Below are 16,419 nucleotides of genomic sequence, written 5' to 3'. Positions count from 1 at the left end.
AATAAATTTTATTAGTTATGTGGAGGAAAAAAGGTGTTAGATTATTCAGCATTAGAAGGCAAATTAAAAAGAGGAGAAATATCCAATTGTTATATATTTTGCGGTAGCGATGAACAAACTATAAAAGATACTATAAACAAAATAGCTAATAAAGTATTAAGTAAAAATTTTTTACAACTTAACTATGTTGAAATGGATGGTCTAAATATTACTATAGATAGTATTATTAATGCTTGTGAAACTTTACCTTTTATGAGTGATAAAAGGGTGGTGCTCATATATAGAGCTAATTTTTTAAAGGATAGAGTAGATAAGTCTATGGAAAAGCTTTCAAAGGAAGTTGGTAGTTATATAAGAACTTTACCTAAACATTGTATATTAATTATGTACTATATATTTGAAAACGACAAAGAAAAAGAAAGCGATAAGCTAAAAAAGATGAGTAAGTTAGCTTGTACAGTAAAGTTTTCCAAGTTAAAAGGAGCATCTCTTCAAAAAAAAGTTGGAGACATGTTTAAGGAAAAAGGCAAAGAAATAAGTAAAGCAGACTTAGCTTTATTTTGTAGTTTAGTAGAAAATAATATAGACATAATAGAAAATGAGATTGAGAAGTTATGCTCTTATACAGAAGGAAGAGAAATAACACCTAAAGATATTTATGATTTAGTTAGCGGAAAAGAAGATAATGATATATTTAATCTAGTAGAATTTTTATCTCAAAGAAAGCCTCAAGTAGCTTTAGATGTATTAAATGAATTGTTGTTTAAAGGAGAGTCTGTAAGTGTAATACTGCGAATGATACAAAGACAATTCAAACTTTTATTTGATATAAAGTTAGGTATTTGTAAAGGTAAAAGTAAAGATGATTTAACACAAGAGTTAAAGCTTCATCCATATGTATGCGAAAAGATGATGATGCAAAGCAAAAAATTTAGTATTGAACAGCTTGAAAAAATAATAAATCTTTGTTTGAACACAGAAAAGAATTTAAAAAGTACTTCTGTAGATGAAAAGACGGAAATGGAACTTCTCATTATAAATACGGCAATAGTTTAGTAATTAATAAGAGAGTTAAAAAGATTAAAATAATATATTGGTCAGTATATTATTTAGAGTTGTTATCATATTAGGGCAAAAGTAACAAAAAAACCGGTGAATTCACCGGTTTATTTTATTAAGCGCTTAGCCCATTTAATTTTGCAGCCAATCTTGATTTCTTTCTTGCAGCCTTGTTTTTATGTAAAACTCCTTTAGCTGCAGCCATATCTAAAGATTTAACAACATTAGTGTAAGCAGCCTTAGCTTCGTCTAAATTATTGCTAGCAACAGCAGCTTCAAACTTTTTAATTTGTGTTTTTAATGCAGATTTAATCATTTTATTTCTAAGAGTTTTAGTTTCAATAACTTTTATTCTTTTTTTAGCTGATTTAATGTTTGCCATTTCTTTTTCACCCCCTTATGGATTTAATAGGGTTAAGCAGCTTCGGGGAATCTTCGTACCATTGCCTTACTCAACAAATGATATTATAGCATTATTTACTAGGTACTTCAAGTAGAAATTTGTAAAAAAGCAATTCTTCAATTTATAAAAAATAAATTAATTGTTTAAGATGAATTAATACAATATTATTATTCTAAGTATCACGAATTATTAAATTAAGATTAGGTAAAAATACTTATAAGTATTGATTAAGAAAGGATAGTGAAGTTATGGTAAATGTAAGAACTGATTTAGCAATAGAAGCAAAAGAAATTTATCAAGAACAAAATCAGGGAGAAAAAATACCAGGAGTTAAAATAAAAGAAGATTTTGAAAGTGGAGTACATGTTACAGATGTTATGATAATAGATGAGATTGGTGAAAGAAATATGGGAAAACCTATGGGAAGATACGTCACCTTAGAAATGCCTGAAAGCGTTAATTTTGATAGAAATGTAGCGGATGATGTTAGCAGGGTATTTGCTAAAACTTTATCCAGTATGATTTCTTTAGATAAAAGTATGACTGCGCTAGTGGTAGGCCTTGGCAATTGGAATATAACTCCTGATGCATTAGGACCAAAGGTGATATCACGACTTATGATAACAAGACACTTAAAGGAACTAGTTCCAGACAGTATAGATGAAAATGTGAGACCAGTATGTGCATTAGCTCCAGGAGTTTTGGGACTTACTGGAATTGAGACGGGAGAAATAATAAAAGCTGTTGCAGATGATATTAAACCTAATTTAATAATCTGTATAGATGCTCTTGCTGCTAGAAGAACAGATAGAATGAATAAGACTATTCAAATCGGAAATACAGGAATATCTCCAGGGTCTGGAATAGGAAATAAGAGAATGGAAATTAGTGAAAAAACATTAGGTATACCAGTTTTAGCTATAGGAGTTCCAACTGTGGTACATGCAGCCACTTTAGCAAATGATACTATAGATTTAGCTATAGATACATTTATAAAGGAAGCAACTAAAGGTAGTGATTTTTACAATATGTTAAATTCACTAGATAAAGATGAAAAACAGAGACTTTTAAATGAGGTTTTGTATCCACAAATTGGGGATATGGTAGTAACACCTAAGGATATTGATCTAGTGATTGATGTAATTTCAAAAATTATAGCTAACGGAATAAACATAGCTCTTCAACCTGCTTTAACTTTAGAAGATATAAATAAATATATAAATTAGTAATATAAAAAAGTATCCCTTCATATATATTAATTAAAACAGAGGAGGGATATAAATGAACTTTAGAAAAAATGATGGATTTGAATTTAAAGCCATACTGAGCCTGTCTGTTGTTGGACTATTGATTGCTATAATAATGCTAAGTGGTGCTAAAAGATTTTATTTTAATAAAAATCAACCTATAAATGGATTTTATTCAAGAGTAATTCATTATACTATGCCCTTAACTAAATTAAATAGTGTGGCTAAAGGAGAAGAGTATGAAACAGATTCATTTAAAGAAACATTGTTAAGAAGTATTGGAATAAACAATAAAAATTATATGTCTATAATTGGAAAAGAAATTTCCTATGTAAGTGCAGAGTTAAGTTATTCAAAAAAATTACAAAATAATGAAGATCCTGAAAATGCATTTGATGAATTTGTATTAAACGATGATCAAGTATATATAGAAGAAAATAAAGTACAAAATGGTACAGACATGAATTCTGTACCTAGTTTTAGTGAAGAATTAAAAAAAGAACTTTCATCAAAACCTGAAGTTCTCATTTATCATACTCATACTTGTGAAAGTTATAAGCCTTATGCCAATAAGTATGGTAGCAATGTGGATAAAAATAAAAGCGTTGCAGCAGTAGGAGAGCAACTAAAAAAAGAATTAGAAAAGTATGGTATAAGTACAATACATGATACCACAATACACGACATTGAGACATACAATGGAAGTTATGCAAAATCCAGAGTTACACTGCAAAAATATCTAAAAGAATATAAGAATTTTAAACTCATAATAGATTTGCATAGAGATTCAGTAGAAAATAAAGATGTAATGACAACGACAATAAATGGAGAAAGTGTAGCTAGATTTTCCTTTGTTATGACGAAGAATCATCCAAACTCCAAAAAAAATATTCAACTTGCGGAAAAATTAAAAGAAATATCAAATAAACTTTATCCGGGAAATAAGAATACAAATAGTTTTTATAAAAGAACCTTCTATTATAATCAAGGGAGACAATTTTATAGTCAAGACCTTAATGAAAATATAGTTTTAATGGAAGTTGGTTCTCATGTAAATACTATAGATGAAGCCAAAGCGTCCACTAAATATTTAGCTAGAATAATTGCCGAATACATAAATGGAAAGAATTGAATAAAATGATATAAAAAAGTACATCCTTATATAGAAGGAGGTACTTTTTTTATGAAAAGAATAAAAATACTTTCATTAATAATGATAATATTTTTGCTTATAGGTTTATGTAAAGTAAACTTGAATTTGAATAGACAAATATATATGAGCATAGCATCAGATATAAGTAACGAAGACATTTACTATAACAATTATAGAAATCATTTGAATTTAGATCATATGATAGAAGTATTTAGCTATCCAAGTAAGTATGATATAGTAGATATAAATGGTAAAAAGAGTACTCAAGAAGATGAAATAACCATACCAAGAATTAGAATACTTTTTAGTGCAAAGCCGTTTGATTTTAGGATAGATACTAAAAATTACGTATTTTATATTAATAGTAGAATAGTATCTAATTTAAAGTTTAAATTACATAGTACTAGTGAGGATATAAAAAATGGTACGATTACATTTTTTAAAAATATTTGTTCAAAGTTCCTTTAAAAATACTTATTAATACTTATTATTGACATATGTCTAGATTCTTATGTTATAATTTATTGTAATTTATGATGTACAATGGGGGTAAAATACATGCATAACGATAGAAAAAAATATATAAGAAACTTTTCAATAGTGGCGCATATAGATCATGGAAAGTCTACACTTGCTGATAGGCTTTTGGAGGAGACTGGAACCCTTACGGAGAGAGAAATGGAAAATCAAGTGCTTGATAACATGGAGCTAGAAAGGGAAAGAGGTATAACTATAAAATCACAAGCTGCAAGATTGGTGTATAAGAGAGATAATGGAGAGGAATACATATTAAATTTAATAGATACTCCGGGACATGTGGATTTTAACTATGAGGTTTCAAGAAGTTTAGCAGCTTGTGAGGGAGCTATACTGGTCGTAGATGCTACGCAAGGCATACAAGCACAGACTTTAGCTAATTGCTACCTTGCTTTAGACCACGATCTTGAAATAGTTCCAGTTATAAATAAGATAGATTTGCCAAGTGCAAGGCCAGATGAAATAAAACAAGAGATTGAAGATATTATAGGAATAGAAGCTCAAGATGCACCTTTAGTTTCAGCTAAGACGGGATTAAATATTAAAGATGTTTTAGAAGCTGTGGTTGAAAAAATACCAGCTCCAGATGGAGATGAAGAAGCTCCATTAAAAGCTTTAATATTCGATTCATATTACGACAGTTACAAGGGTGTAGTTTGTTATGTAAGAATTAAAGATGGTTCAGTTAAAGTAGGGACTAAAATTAGGTTTATGGCTAGTGGAAAAGAATACGATGTTACAGAAGTTGGGGTTTTTACTCCTAATTTTCTCCCAACTGGAGAGTTGAAAGCAGGAGAAGTTGGATATATTACTGCTTCAATAAAAAATCTAAGAGATGCAGCAGTAGGAGATACCATAACAGATGCAACAAGGCCAGCAGAAGAGGCATTAGAAGGTTACAGACCAGCAATTCCTATGGTATTCAGTGGTATTTATCCTGTGGATGGAGCAAAATATGACGAATTAAAAGAAGCACTAGAAAAGTTAAAACTAAATGATGCTGCATTGTCTTTTGAGCCTGAAACATCTATAGCTTTAGGATTCGGCTTTAGATGTGGATTTTTAGGGTTGCTTCATATGGAAATAATTCAAGAGCGTATAGAGAGAGAGTTCAATTTAGACATAATAACTACAGCTCCATCAGTTATATATAGGATATATAAAAAGGATGGAGAAATGCTTGAAATGACCAATCCAACTAATATGCCTGACCCTACAGAGATAGATAAAATGGAGGAGCCAGTAGTTAAGGCATCAATAATAACTCCTTCAGATTATGTAGGCTCGGTAATGGAATTATGCCAAAATAGAAGAGGAACCTTTATAGACATGGAATATATTGAAACTACAAGAGTAGTGTTAAAATATTATATTCCTTTAAATGAGATAATTTACGACTTTTTCGATAAGTTAAAATCAAAAACAAGAGGATACGCATCTTTAGATTATGAATTACATGGATATAAAGAAGCTAAGCTAGTTAAATTGGATATGCTGTTAAATGGAGATATTGTAGATGCATTATCCATGATAGTTCCACAAGAAAAAGCATACCAGAAGGGTAGAGCTATTGCTGAGAAATTAAAAGAAGTAATTCCAAGACAAATGTTTGAAATTCCTATTCAAGCGGCAATTGGATCAAAAATAATAGCAAGAGAAACAGTAAAAGCCATGAGAAAAGACGTACTTGCAAAATGCTATGGAGGAGATATTTCAAGAAAGAAAAAGCTTCTTGAAAAACAAAAAGAAGGTAAAAAGAGAATGCGTCAAATCGGAAGTGTAGAAGTTCCACAAGAAGCATTTATGTCAATACTTAAGGTAGATGACTAGGATATATGAATAAAATGAAAGGTAGTAAAGAGAAATGAATAAAGATATAGCGCTTTATATTCATATTCCATTCTGCAAGCAAAAATGTTTATACTGTGATTTTCCTTCCTTTTGTGGAAAGGAAAAACAAATGATATCTTATGCAGAAGCCCTTTCTAAAGAATTGGTTAGCGTAGATAAGAGAATAAAAACAATCTTTGTAGGTGGGGGAACTCCCACCTACTTATCTTTAGAAGCGTGGAATATTATAAAAAGAAGTATAGATAAGCTGAATAAGATTTCAGATTTGGAGTTTACTGTAGAAGGGAATCCTGGAACTTTTAGTGAAGAAAAGCTAAAGCTATTCAAATCCATGGGAGTAAACAGACTAAGTATAGGACTTCAAGCTTGGCAAGATAATCATCTTAAATCTTTAGGAAGAATACACTCTAAAGATGAATTTATAAACAGTTTTAGTATGGCAAGAAAGTTAGGTTTTAAAAATATAAATGTTGACTTAATGTTTGGGCTCCCTAACCAAACCTTAGATGAATGGCAAGAAACACTTGAGGAGGTTACTAGATTAGAGCCTGAACATTTGTCTTGCTATAGTCTAATAGTAGAAGAAGGTACACCTTTTTATAAGTATTATGAAGAGAATAAATTAAATTTACCTGAAGAAGAATTAGAAAGAGAGATGTATCAATATACATTAAAGTTTTTAAAATCAAAGGGATATCATCAATATGAGATATCTAATTTTTCTAAAAAAAATAGAGAGTGTAAACATAATTTAGTCTATTGGAATTTAGATGAATACTTAGGCTGTGGAAGTTCAGCTCATTCCTATATAGATGGCTATAGGTTTAGAAATGAAGAGAATGTAGAAAAATATATAGAAGATATAAATACCCACGGAACTGCTGTGATTGAGAAAAATAAGAATTCATTGAAAGACGATATAGAAGAATTTATGTTTATGGGATTAAGAAAGATAGATGGAATATCTATGAAAGATTTTCAAAAGAGGTTTAATGTATCCATTTTTAATGTATATAAAGATGTTGTTGAAAAATATAAAAATAAAGGAATGATTATTGAAAAAGGAGATAGAATATTTCTATCACCAAGAGGAATTGAAATTTCAAACTTTATTATGAGCGATTTTATACTATGATAATAAAATATATGGGAAACATGAGAAAAAAAGAGATTTAATAAGAGAATATTAATTGAATAGAGATATTTATGAAAAATGAATACATTATGCAAACATGGTAATGTTGACAAAAAAATAGTTGAGTGATAATTTTAAAACATAGTCGTTAGCACTCAGTTGAATAGAGTGCTAATAAAAGAGGTGATGAAATATATGGATTTTAACATTGATGAAAGAAAAATTAAGATACTACAAGCTATTATCCATGATTATATCATCACGGGGGAGCCGGTAGGTTCTAGAACTATAGCCAAAAAATATGATTTAGGAATAAGTTCAGCTACTATAAGAAATGAAATGTCTGATTTAGAGGAATTAGGACTTATTGAGCAGCTTCATACATCTTCAGGGAGAAAGCCTTCAGATAAAGGATATAGATTATATGTAGATAAACTCATTAAAGTACCTAAATTGACTAAGGAAGAAGAATTAATGATAAAGACGCAGCTTATTAACGAAGCACTATATGAAGTAGATAAAATAGTCAAAAAGGCGGTGTTATTGCTCTCAGAACTTACTAAATTAACTTGTGTAGTTAAAACTCCATCTGTGAGAAATAGTTCTATAAAAATGATACAGCTTTTAGGTATTGACAATAATAACATTCTCTCTATAATAGTTACACAAAATGGAATGATTAATAATAATTTAATAAGGATTAATAAAGTGATAAACAATGATGCACTTCAAAAGATTTCAAATTTTTTAAATAGTAAGCTTACAAACTTGACTATACAGGATATAAACTTAAAAGTAATAAATGAATTAAAGAGTGGCTTAACAGGATATGAAGATATTTTTGATGCTATTATTACTGTTTTATATGATGCTTTAAATAGAGCTGATAATAGCGAAGTTTACTATGAAGGAGCATCTAATATATTTAATTATCCAGAGTATAATGATGTAGAAAAAGCAAGGCAGTTTTTATCTTTAGTAGATAATAAAGATCTTTTATCAAAGTTATTTAATGCGGGTATGAAGCAAAATTCTAATAATTCAAATGTTATAAATATAAGCATAGGTAAAGAGAATATAGTAGAAGATGCAAAAGAATGCAGTGTAATTTCTGCAACTTATAGCTTAGGAAATGAACCGCTTGGAACTATAGGCGTTATTGGTCCTACAAGAATGCAATATTCTAAAGTCATTTCATTATTAACCCAATTAGTTGGAATACTTAATAATAATATTAAGAAAATTTATTTCAATGATAAATAAGAGGTGAAGACATGATAAACGATGAAAATTTAAAACAAGTTGAGGAGAATAAGGAAGAATTAGAAGAAGCTAAAGAAGAGAATTTAAAAGAAGAAGAAGCTAAAGAAGAGACTTTAAAAGAATCAGAAGTAAATGAAGATATGGAATTTGAAGAACTTAAAGAAGATGATGATATTATAGAAGAAAATATAGTTGATGATTTAAATAAGGAAAATACAAAGCTAAAGGATGAAAATTTAAAGTTAAAGGACGAAAATACAAAACTTAAAAATGAATTGGAAGCTTTAAAAGATAGGCTTTTAAGAATAAGTGCAGAGTATGACAATTTTAGAAAAAGAACTGATAAAGAGAAAAAATTAATATATACTGATGCTTGTGCAGATATATTAAAACACATGCTGCCTGTTTTTGATAATCTCGAGAGAGCAATAGTAGCAGAAGGAAATGCTGAGGATCTTAAAAAGGGAATAGAGATCACAATTAAGCAGTTTAATGATGCATTTGAAAAATTAGGAGTAGAGGAAATTCCAACAGATGGAGAATTTGATCCTAACTATCACAATGCTATAATGCATATTGAAGATGATAGTTTTGGAAAAAATCAGATAGTAGAAGTATTCCAAAAAGGTTTTAAAAGAGAAGATAAAGTGTTAAGATTTAGCCTTGTTAAAGTTGCTAATTAAACATATAGATAATAACTTAAGTTAATCATAGAATACAGAGTTTGAGTGGAGAGCTCAAGTCTATGTTTTGGCGGAATAACTTGAATTATAAGATGATTTATTGTGAAGCGCTTATTTATCTATAAAAACATAAGTTACAAATATATAGGAGGTAATAAAATGGGAAAGATAATAGGAATTGACTTAGGAACTACAAACTCATGTGTAGCGGTTATGGAAGGTGGAAATCCAGTAGTTATAGCTAATGCTGAAGGTTCGAGAACAACTCCATCAGTAGTAGCTTTCAAAGATAATGGTGAAAGACTTGTAGGACAGGTAGCAAAAAGACAGGCAATTACAAACCCAGATAAAACAATTATATCAATAAAAAGACATATGGGTACAGATTACAGAGTGACAATAGATGGGAAAAAATATTCACCAGAAGAAATATCAGCAATGATACTTCAAAAACTTAAAGCAGATGCAGAAGCTTACTTAGGAGAACCTGTAACTGAAGCAGTTATAACAGTTCCAGCATACTTTAATGATAGTGAAAGACAAGCAACAAAAAATGCTGGTAAGATAGCTGGTCTTGATGTTAAGAGAATAATAAATGAACCGACAGCAGCATCTCTTGCTTATGGTCTTGATAAAATGGATACAAATCAAAAAATATTTGTATATGATTTAGGTGGAGGTACTTTTGATGTATCTATTCTAGAACTTGGAGATGGAGTTTTCGAAGTTAAAGCAACAAATGGTAATACAAGACTTGGTGGAGATGACTTCGACCAAAAAATAATAGATTACATTGCAGACACATTTAAAGCTGAAAATGGAATAGATTTAAGAAATGACAAGATGGCTCTTCAAAGATTAAAAGAAGCGGCTGAGAAGGCTAAAATAGAATTATCTTCATCAACAAAGACAAATATAAACTTACCATTTATAACAGCTGATGCAACTGGTCCAAAGCACATAGATATGGATTTAACAAGAGCTAAGTTTGAGGAATTAACAGCTGACTTAGTTGAAGCTACAATTGAGCCAATGAGAAAAGCGTTACAAGATGCTAATCTTTCAATCAACGATATAGATAAAGTAGTTCTTGTTGGAGGTTCTACAAGAATACCAGCAGTTCAAGAAGCAGTTAGGAAGTTTACTGGTAAAGAACCATCTAAAGGAGTTAACCCAGATGAAGTTGTTGCTATGGGGGCTGCAATTCAAGCAGGAGTATTAACAGGAGATGTTAAGGATGTATTACTTCTTGATGTAACTCCGCTAACATTAGGAATTGAAACAATGGGAGGAGTTGCAACTCCACTAATAGAAAGAAATACAACTATACCAACAAGAAAAAGTCAAATATTCTCAACAGCTGCTGACAACCAAACTTCTGTTGAGATTCATATAGTTCAAGGCGAAAGAAAGATGGCTGCAGATAATAAGACTCTTGGAAGATTCCAATTAACTGATATACCACCAGCACCAAGAGGAGTTCCACAAATAGAAGTTACTTTTGATATAGATGCTAACGGTATATTAAATGTTTCAGCTAAGGATAAGGGAACAGGAAAAGAAGCAAATATCACAATTACAGCTTCAACTAATCTAAGCGATGAGGAAATAGATAAGGCTGTAAAAGAAGCAGAGAAATTTGCAGCAGAAGATGAAAAGAGAAAAGAAGCAGTAGAAGCTAAGAACAATGCAGATTCTGTAGCTTATCAAACAGAAAAAACATTGAAAGACCTTGGAGATAAGATATCAGCTGAGGATAAAAAGGCTGTAGAAGAGAAATTAGAAGCTTTAAAGAAAGTTAAAGATGGAGATGATGTAGAAGCTATAAAGAAAGCTACAGATGATTTAACTCAAGCATTTTATTCAATCTCACAAAAACTATATCAGCAATCAGGAGCACAAGCTAATCCTGATATGGGAAATATGGGTGGTAATGCAGAAAGTGCTCATGCTAGCGACGATAATGTAGTTGATGCGGATTTTAAGGTTGAAGACGACAAATAAATTGTGTATACTTGATGTAGTAAAATGATTAAGGGATGGTCTAAGTGCCTTCCCTTAATTTGAGTTTAATATATTATTAGGTGGTGAATAGGGATGGCTAACAAAGACTATTACGAGGTGCTTGGAGTATCAAAAGGTGCTAGTGATGATGAGATAAAAAAAGCATATAGAAAGCTAGCCATGAAATACCATCCTGACAGAAATCAAGGAAATAAAGAAGCTGAAGAAAAGTTTAAGGAAATAAACGAAGCATATCAAGTTCTTTCTGACCCTGAAAAAAGAGCACATTATGATCAGTTTGGCACAGCTGACTTTAATGGTGGCTTTGGTGGGGGCGGCTTTGATTTTTCAGGCATGGGTTTTGAAGATATATTTGACAGCTTCTTTGGGGGAGGTTTTTCTTCGAGAAGAAGAAATGGTCCAGAAAGAGGTGCTGATCTAGAATATACTATCAGTCTAACTTTTGAAGAAGCTGTATTTGGAATAGAAAAAGAAATTTCTATATCAAGAAATGAAAAGTGTGAAACTTGTAACGGTAGTGGTGCAAAACCAGGAACTCATCCAAGGCAGTGTGATAAATGCAGAGGTACAGGACAAGTAAGATATCAGAGAAATACTCCATTAGGAAGTTTTGTAACTACTAGTACATGTGATAAATGTGGAGGAAGTGGAAGTGTTATAGATACACCATGTTCTACCTGCCATGGAAAAGGCACAGTAAGAAAGAATAAGAAGATAAAAATAAATATTCCTGCTGGTGTGGATACAGGAAATGTATTACCGCTGAGAGGACAGGGAGAACCAGGTAAAAATGGTGGACCAAATGGAGATTTATATATAAATATAAGAGTAGCATCACATAAGATATTTAATAGGAAAGGCTTTGATATATATACAGAAGAGCATATAAGCTTTGCAAAAGCTGCTCTAGGTACAGAACTTAAAGTACCAACTATAGATGGAGATGTAAAATATACTGTTCCACCAGGAACTCAACCAGGAACTGTATTTAGATTAAGAGGAAAAGGAGTTCCAAAGGTTAATGGTCGCGGAAGAGGAGACCAATATGTTAAAGTGATTGTAGATGTGCCTAAGAATCTAAATGAAAAACAGAGGGAAGCTTTAATAGCTTTTATGGAGGCTAGCGGAGAAAAGGTAGGAGAAAGTCGTAAAGAAACTAAAGAATCTATTGTGGATAAAATTAAAAAAAGTTTTAAATAAAACTTGTTTCTCTCAATAGGAGAGAAACAAGTTTTTTAGTTTACAACTTAGTTAGATTTGCATTATAATTAAGTGATATATACGGGAAAGAATAAAAAACAAAGGAGTGTTTAAATATATGTATAAGCAGTGGTTAGAAGTACAGATTATCACAACTAGTGAGGCTGTTGAAGCTATAACAGGGATATTATATAATACAGGAGTTCAAGGAGTTTCTATACTAGATCCTAAGGATGTTGAGGAAAAAATTAAAAGCCCAGGACTTGATTGGATAGAAGAATATCCTATAAGTTTGGACGATTCAGCCATTATAAAAGCTTACTATAAAGATAGTGAGAAGTTTAAACATGACTTACAATATATAAAAGAAAGTGTAATGAATTTAGATAAATTCGGCATAGACAAAGGAGAAGGAAAGGTTACTGTTAAAAGTGTAAATGAAGAAGATTGGGCAAATAATTGGAAGAAATACTATAAGCCTACAAAGATAGGAGAAAAAATAGTAGTTAAACCTACCTGGGAAGAATATAGTGCCAATAAGGGCGAAATAGTTGTAGAATTAGATCCAGGTATGGCTTTTGGAACAGGAACTCATGAAACTACAAGATTATGTGTTAGAGCTTTAGAAAAGTATGTAAATAAAGATGCCATCGTATTTGATATAGGAACAGGTTCAGGAATACTTGCTATAGCTGCCGCAAAATTAAAAGCACAAAAAGTAGTAGGTGTAGATTTAGACCCTGTAGCTGTAGATGCTGCTAAAAAGAATTCAAAGCTTAATAATTTAGAAAACATAGAAATACTTCATGGAAACTTAATAGATGTAGTTAAAGGAAAAGCCAATATTGTAGTTGCTAATATATTAGCAGATATAATAAAAGTGTTAACAGAAGATGTTAAAACTGTTCTTGTAGATGGAGGTTATTTTATATCTTCAGGAATAATACTAGATAGAAAAGATGATGTAATAGCAAAACTTGAAAAATGTGGGTTCAAAATTGAGGAAGTAAATGTAGATGGAGAATGGTGCTGTATAGTTGCAAAAGCATAAAAGGGGCGTTACAGATGCATAAGTTTTTTGTAAGTGAAGACATGATATTTGATAATAAGGCTATAATTGAAGGTGATGATGTTAAGCATATCTATAAAGTTTTAAGACTTAAAAAAGGTGATGTGGTAAATATAAACAATTGTAATGGGAAAGAGTTTTTAGGACAATTAGAAGATATAACTAAATCCAAGGTAGAAGTTAAACTTTTGGAGGAATTAGATATTAATAATGAAAGTCCCATAGATGTATATCTTTATCAAGGATTTCCAAAAGCTACAAAGATGGATCTAATAGTTCAAAAATGCACTGAGCTTGGAATTAAGGAGATAACTCCTGTTATAACAGAAAGGGTGCTTTCATCTCAAGGAGAAATAAAGAAGGATAATAAGAAAATAGAGAGATGGAATAGAATAGCTTTTGAAGCTTGCAAACAAAGTAAAAGAACATTAATACCTGTGGTAAATGAGCTTATAGACTTTAAAGAACTATTAGAAGAACTAAAACAAATGGATTTAATAGTGGTTCCATATGAGAACGCAGAAGATTATGGAATGAAACAAATGATTAAAAACTTACATAAGGAAGTAAAGAGAATAGGAATAGTAATTGGGCCTGAAGGTGGTTTTGAAGATAGTGAAATAAGCGTTTTAAGAGATATGGAAGCACATATTATCACTCTAGGTCCAAGAATACTTAGAACAGAGACAGCTGGATTTACTACTCTTGCTTTGCTTATGTATGAACTAGGAGATTTAGGAGGAAGAGTTTAATGAAAGTTGCTTTTGCTACATTAGGATGTAGAGTTAACCAATACGAATCAGAAGCTATGGCAGAAAAATTTATAAAGAATGGATATGAAGTAGTTCCTTTTGAAGATGTAGCAGATGTTTATGTAATAAATACTTGCACTGTTACTAATATGAGTGATAAAAAATCTCGTCAAATGATATCAAGGGCTAAAAGAAAAAATAAGGATGCTATTATTGCAGCTGTTGGATGCTATACTCAAATTGCTCCTGATAAGGTCAGCGAACTTGGAGATGTAGATGTAATATTAGGTACAAGAAACAAAGGAGAAATAGTTTATTGGGTTAATAGAGCAAAAGAAGAGAAGAAACAAATTGTTGCAGTTAATGATGTTTTGAGAAATAAAGTTTTTGAAGATTTAAGGATAGAAGATTATCAGGATAAGACCAGAGCATTTTTAAAGATTCAAGATGGATGTAATAATTTTTGCTCTTACTGTTTGATTCCATTTGCAAGAGGAGCAGTATGCAGTAAGGACCCAGAAACTGTTATTTATGAAGTAAGAGAATTAGCAAAGCATGGATTTAAGGAAGTAATATTATCAGGCATAGATATATCCTCTTATGGCGTTGATTTAGAAGAAGACTATAATCTATTAAAAATACTTCAAGAGATAGAAAAGATTGAAGGGATAAATAGAATAAGAATAGGGTCAATAGGGCCAGAATTCTTTAATGAAGAGATAATAAAGGAAATTGGAAAATTGAAAAAACTATGTCCTCATTTTCATCTTTCACTTCAAAGTGGATGCGATGAAACTTTAAGAAGAATGAATAGAAAATATAATATAGAACATTATAGAAATATAGTTAATTTATTAAGAGAATATGTAAAAGATGTATCAATAACAACGGATATTATAGTAGGTTTTCCAGGAGAGACTGAGGAAGAATTTAAAAAGACTTATGATTTCTTAAAAGAGATAAAGCTTTCAAAGATGCATATATTTAAGTATAGTCCAAGAAGCGGAACGAGAGCTGAAAGAATGGAAAACCAAGTTGATGGAAATATTAAAGAAGAAAGAAGTAAAATGCTATTAGACTTGAATAAAAAGAATGAAAAAGAATTTATGGATAAATTTATCGGTAGAGATATGGAAGTTCTATATGAACAAATGTATAATGAAAATAGTTATGAAGGTTATACTCCTAACTATATTAAAGTTATATCTCAATCAAAAGAACCTTTACAAGGTAAAATTTTAAGAACTAGGTTAAAAAGCATAAAAGAAGATTATATTATAGGAGAAATAATAAGCAAATAAAGACGCTTTTAAAGAAGGAATTTTATTATTGGTGTTGAATATAAAAGATAGAGGCAAGGAGGTGATATCATGGAAGAATGCATATTTTGCAAAATAATTAAAGGAGAAATACCTTGCAAAAAAGTGTATGAAGATGATAAAGTCTTAGGCTTTGAAGATATAAACCCAAAAGCACCAGTACATGTCCTTTTAATACCAAAAAAACACATAAAAAGTTTAAATGATTTATGTGAAGAAGATTCAGATATAATAAGTCATATGATGCTTATGGTTAAGAAAGTTGCTGAAAAGGTTAATATCCGTGATAATGGTTATAGATTGGTGGTAAACTGTGGAAAAGATGGAGGACAAGAAGTCCCACACATTCATTTTCATATTTTAGGAGGTAAGCCTCTTAGCTGGCAGCCAGCTTAAAAAAGAAAATAAGATTAACTATGAAAGTAGTTGACAGCTTGTAAAAAAATGTTGTATAATTACCAATGTGCTATTTTGCCCTCAGTAACTGCAAATTACTTAGGTTTTATTACTGCTAGGGAGGGAGGGATAATCGTTGTCAGAAATTAAATTAAGAGAGAATGAAACATTAGAAAGTGCGCTAAAAAGATTTAAAAGATCTTGTGCAAAAGCAGGTGTTCTATCTGAGGTAAGAAAGAGAGAACATTATGAAAAGCCAAGCGTAAAAAGAAAGAAAAAATCAGAAGCTGCAAGAAGAAGAAAAAGCAAAGTTAGATAAGAATTATT

At 30.7% G+C, this 16,419-nt stretch carries 16 protein-coding genes; 15 read left to right on the top strand and 1 reads right to left on the bottom strand.

Going from position 1 to position 16,419, the window contains the following annotated elements; all coding sequences use genetic code 11:
* The first annotated feature begins 33 nt into the window (after window positions 1–33).
* Entirely contained in the window at window positions 34–1,056 is a 1,023-nt protein-coding gene (gene holA / locus CPAL_RS05420; protein ID WP_106024232.1) for a DNA polymerase III subunit delta, read from the top strand.
* Window positions 1,057–1,174: 118 nt separating this feature from the next.
* On the opposite strand, the gene rpsT is transcribed toward holA, so the two are convergent.
* Complete coding sequence (rpsT, locus tag CPAL_RS05415; RefSeq protein WP_061858655.1) at window positions 1,175–1,441, bottom strand: 30S ribosomal protein S20; 267 nt, start codon at window positions 1,439–1,441, stop codon at window positions 1,175–1,177.
* Window positions 1,442–1,710: 269 nt separating this feature from the next.
* Between rpsT and gpr the strand changes: the two genes are divergently transcribed.
* The 14 genes from gpr to rpsU all read left to right on the top strand — a co-directional run bounded on the left by gpr (window position 1,711) and on the right by rpsU (window position 16,411).
* Window positions 1,711–2,688, top strand: coding sequence for a GPR endopeptidase (gene gpr, locus CPAL_RS05410; protein WP_061858656.1), 978 nt, complete (start codon window positions 1,711–1,713; stop codon window positions 2,686–2,688).
* A gap of 55 nt (window positions 2,689–2,743) precedes the next feature.
* Window positions 2,744–3,841, top strand: coding sequence for a stage II sporulation protein P (locus CPAL_RS05405; RefSeq protein WP_061858657.1), 1,098 nt, complete (start codon window positions 2,744–2,746; stop codon window positions 3,839–3,841).
* Window positions 3,842–3,892: 51 nt separating this feature from the next.
* A complete protein-coding gene (locus tag CPAL_RS05400) occupies window positions 3,893–4,330 on the top strand; it encodes a hypothetical protein (protein ID WP_061858658.1) in 438 nt (145 codons plus the stop codon).
* A 90-nt stretch (window positions 4,331–4,420) separates the two neighbouring features.
* Complete coding sequence (gene lepA, locus CPAL_RS05395; protein WP_061858659.1) at window positions 4,421–6,229, top strand: translation elongation factor 4; 1,809 nt, start codon at window positions 4,421–4,423, stop codon at window positions 6,227–6,229.
* A 34-nt stretch (window positions 6,230–6,263) separates the two neighbouring features.
* Window positions 6,264–7,385, top strand: a complete 1,122-nt coding sequence (gene hemW / locus CPAL_RS05390; protein ID WP_061858660.1) for a radical SAM family heme chaperone HemW — start codon at window positions 6,264–6,266, stop codon at window positions 7,383–7,385.
* 195 nt (window positions 7,386–7,580) lie between these two features.
* Entirely contained in the window at window positions 7,581–8,648 is a 1,068-nt protein-coding gene (gene hrcA, locus CPAL_RS05385) for a heat-inducible transcriptional repressor HrcA (protein ID WP_061858661.1), read from the top strand.
* An 11-nt stretch (window positions 8,649–8,659) separates the two neighbouring features.
* Window positions 8,660–9,331 (top strand): nucleotide exchange factor GrpE, encoded by a 672-nt coding sequence (gene grpE, locus CPAL_RS05380; RefSeq protein WP_061858662.1) that lies wholly within the window; start codon window positions 8,660–8,662, stop codon window positions 9,329–9,331.
* A 159-nt stretch (window positions 9,332–9,490) separates the two neighbouring features.
* Entirely contained in the window at window positions 9,491–11,335 is a 1,845-nt protein-coding gene (gene dnaK, locus CPAL_RS05375) for a molecular chaperone DnaK (RefSeq protein WP_106024231.1), read from the top strand.
* Window positions 11,336–11,428: 93 nt separating this feature from the next.
* Complete coding sequence (dnaJ, locus tag CPAL_RS05370) at window positions 11,429–12,556, top strand: molecular chaperone DnaJ (RefSeq protein ID WP_061858664.1); 1,128 nt, start codon at window positions 11,429–11,431, stop codon at window positions 12,554–12,556.
* Window positions 12,557–12,674: 118 nt separating this feature from the next.
* Complete coding sequence (prmA, locus tag CPAL_RS05365) at window positions 12,675–13,607, top strand: 50S ribosomal protein L11 methyltransferase (protein WP_061858665.1); 933 nt, start codon at window positions 12,675–12,677, stop codon at window positions 13,605–13,607.
* Window positions 13,608–13,621: 14 nt separating this feature from the next.
* Window positions 13,622–14,377, top strand: coding sequence for a 16S rRNA (uracil(1498)-N(3))-methyltransferase (locus CPAL_RS05360; RefSeq protein ID WP_061858666.1), 756 nt, complete (start codon window positions 13,622–13,624; stop codon window positions 14,375–14,377).
* Window positions 14,377–15,678 (top strand): tRNA (N(6)-L-threonylcarbamoyladenosine(37)-C(2))-methylthiotransferase MtaB, encoded by a 1,302-nt coding sequence (gene mtaB, locus CPAL_RS05355; RefSeq protein ID WP_061858667.1) that lies wholly within the window; start codon window positions 14,377–14,379, stop codon window positions 15,676–15,678. Before CPAL_RS05360 ends, mtaB begins: the two co-directional genes overlap by 1 nt.
* 69 nt (window positions 15,679–15,747) lie before the next feature.
* Complete coding sequence (locus tag CPAL_RS05350) at window positions 15,748–16,092, top strand: histidine triad nucleotide-binding protein (RefSeq protein ID WP_061858668.1); 345 nt, start codon at window positions 15,748–15,750, stop codon at window positions 16,090–16,092.
* A gap of 136 nt (window positions 16,093–16,228) precedes the next feature.
* Window positions 16,229–16,411, top strand: coding sequence for a 30S ribosomal protein S21 (gene rpsU / locus CPAL_RS05345; RefSeq protein ID WP_061858669.1), 183 nt, complete (start codon window positions 16,229–16,231; stop codon window positions 16,409–16,411).
* Window positions 16,412–16,419: the final 8 nt, after the last annotated feature.

The sequence above is a fragment of the Clostridium thermopalmarium DSM 5974 genome (assembly GCF_002995795.1).
GTDB classification, from domain to species: domain Bacteria; phylum Bacillota; class Clostridia; order Clostridiales; family Clostridiaceae; genus Clostridium_H; species Clostridium_H thermopalmarium.
This window is presented reverse-complemented; position numbering and strand designations above follow the sequence as displayed.

What these genes read in the sequence shown, in the direction of transcription:
- rpsT (WP_061858655.1), bottom strand. Translation starts at nt 1,441, where the DNA reads ATGGCAAACATTAAATCAGCTAAAAAAAGAATAAAAGTTATTGAAACT.
- gpr (WP_061858656.1), top strand. Translation starts at nt 1,711, where the DNA reads ATGGTAAATGTAAGAACTGATTTAGCAATAGAAGCAAAAGAAATTTAT.
- CPAL_RS05405 (WP_061858657.1), top strand. Translation starts at nt 2,744, where the DNA reads ATGAACTTTAGAAAAAATGATGGATTTGAATTTAAAGCCATACTGAGC.
- CPAL_RS05400 (WP_061858658.1), top strand. Translation starts at nt 3,893, where the DNA reads ATGAAAAGAATAAAAATACTTTCATTAATAATGATAATATTTTTGCTT.
- lepA (WP_061858659.1), top strand. Translation starts at nt 4,421, where the DNA reads ATGCATAACGATAGAAAAAAATATATAAGAAACTTTTCAATAGTGGCG.
- hemW (WP_061858660.1), top strand. Translation starts at nt 6,264, where the DNA reads ATGAATAAAGATATAGCGCTTTATATTCATATTCCATTCTGCAAGCAA.
- hrcA (WP_061858661.1), top strand. Translation starts at nt 7,581, where the DNA reads ATGGATTTTAACATTGATGAAAGAAAAATTAAGATACTACAAGCTATT.
- grpE (WP_061858662.1), top strand. Translation starts at nt 8,660, where the DNA reads ATGATAAACGATGAAAATTTAAAACAAGTTGAGGAGAATAAGGAAGAA.
- dnaK (WP_106024231.1), top strand. Translation starts at nt 9,491, where the DNA reads ATGGGAAAGATAATAGGAATTGACTTAGGAACTACAAACTCATGTGTA.
- dnaJ (WP_061858664.1), top strand. Translation starts at nt 11,429, where the DNA reads ATGGCTAACAAAGACTATTACGAGGTGCTTGGAGTATCAAAAGGTGCT.
- prmA (WP_061858665.1), top strand. Translation starts at nt 12,675, where the DNA reads ATGTATAAGCAGTGGTTAGAAGTACAGATTATCACAACTAGTGAGGCT.
- CPAL_RS05360 (WP_061858666.1), top strand. Translation starts at nt 13,622, where the DNA reads ATGCATAAGTTTTTTGTAAGTGAAGACATGATATTTGATAATAAGGCT.
- mtaB (WP_061858667.1), top strand. Translation starts at nt 14,377, where the DNA reads ATGAAAGTTGCTTTTGCTACATTAGGATGTAGAGTTAACCAATACGAA.
- CPAL_RS05350 (WP_061858668.1), top strand. Translation starts at nt 15,748, where the DNA reads ATGGAAGAATGCATATTTTGCAAAATAATTAAAGGAGAAATACCTTGC.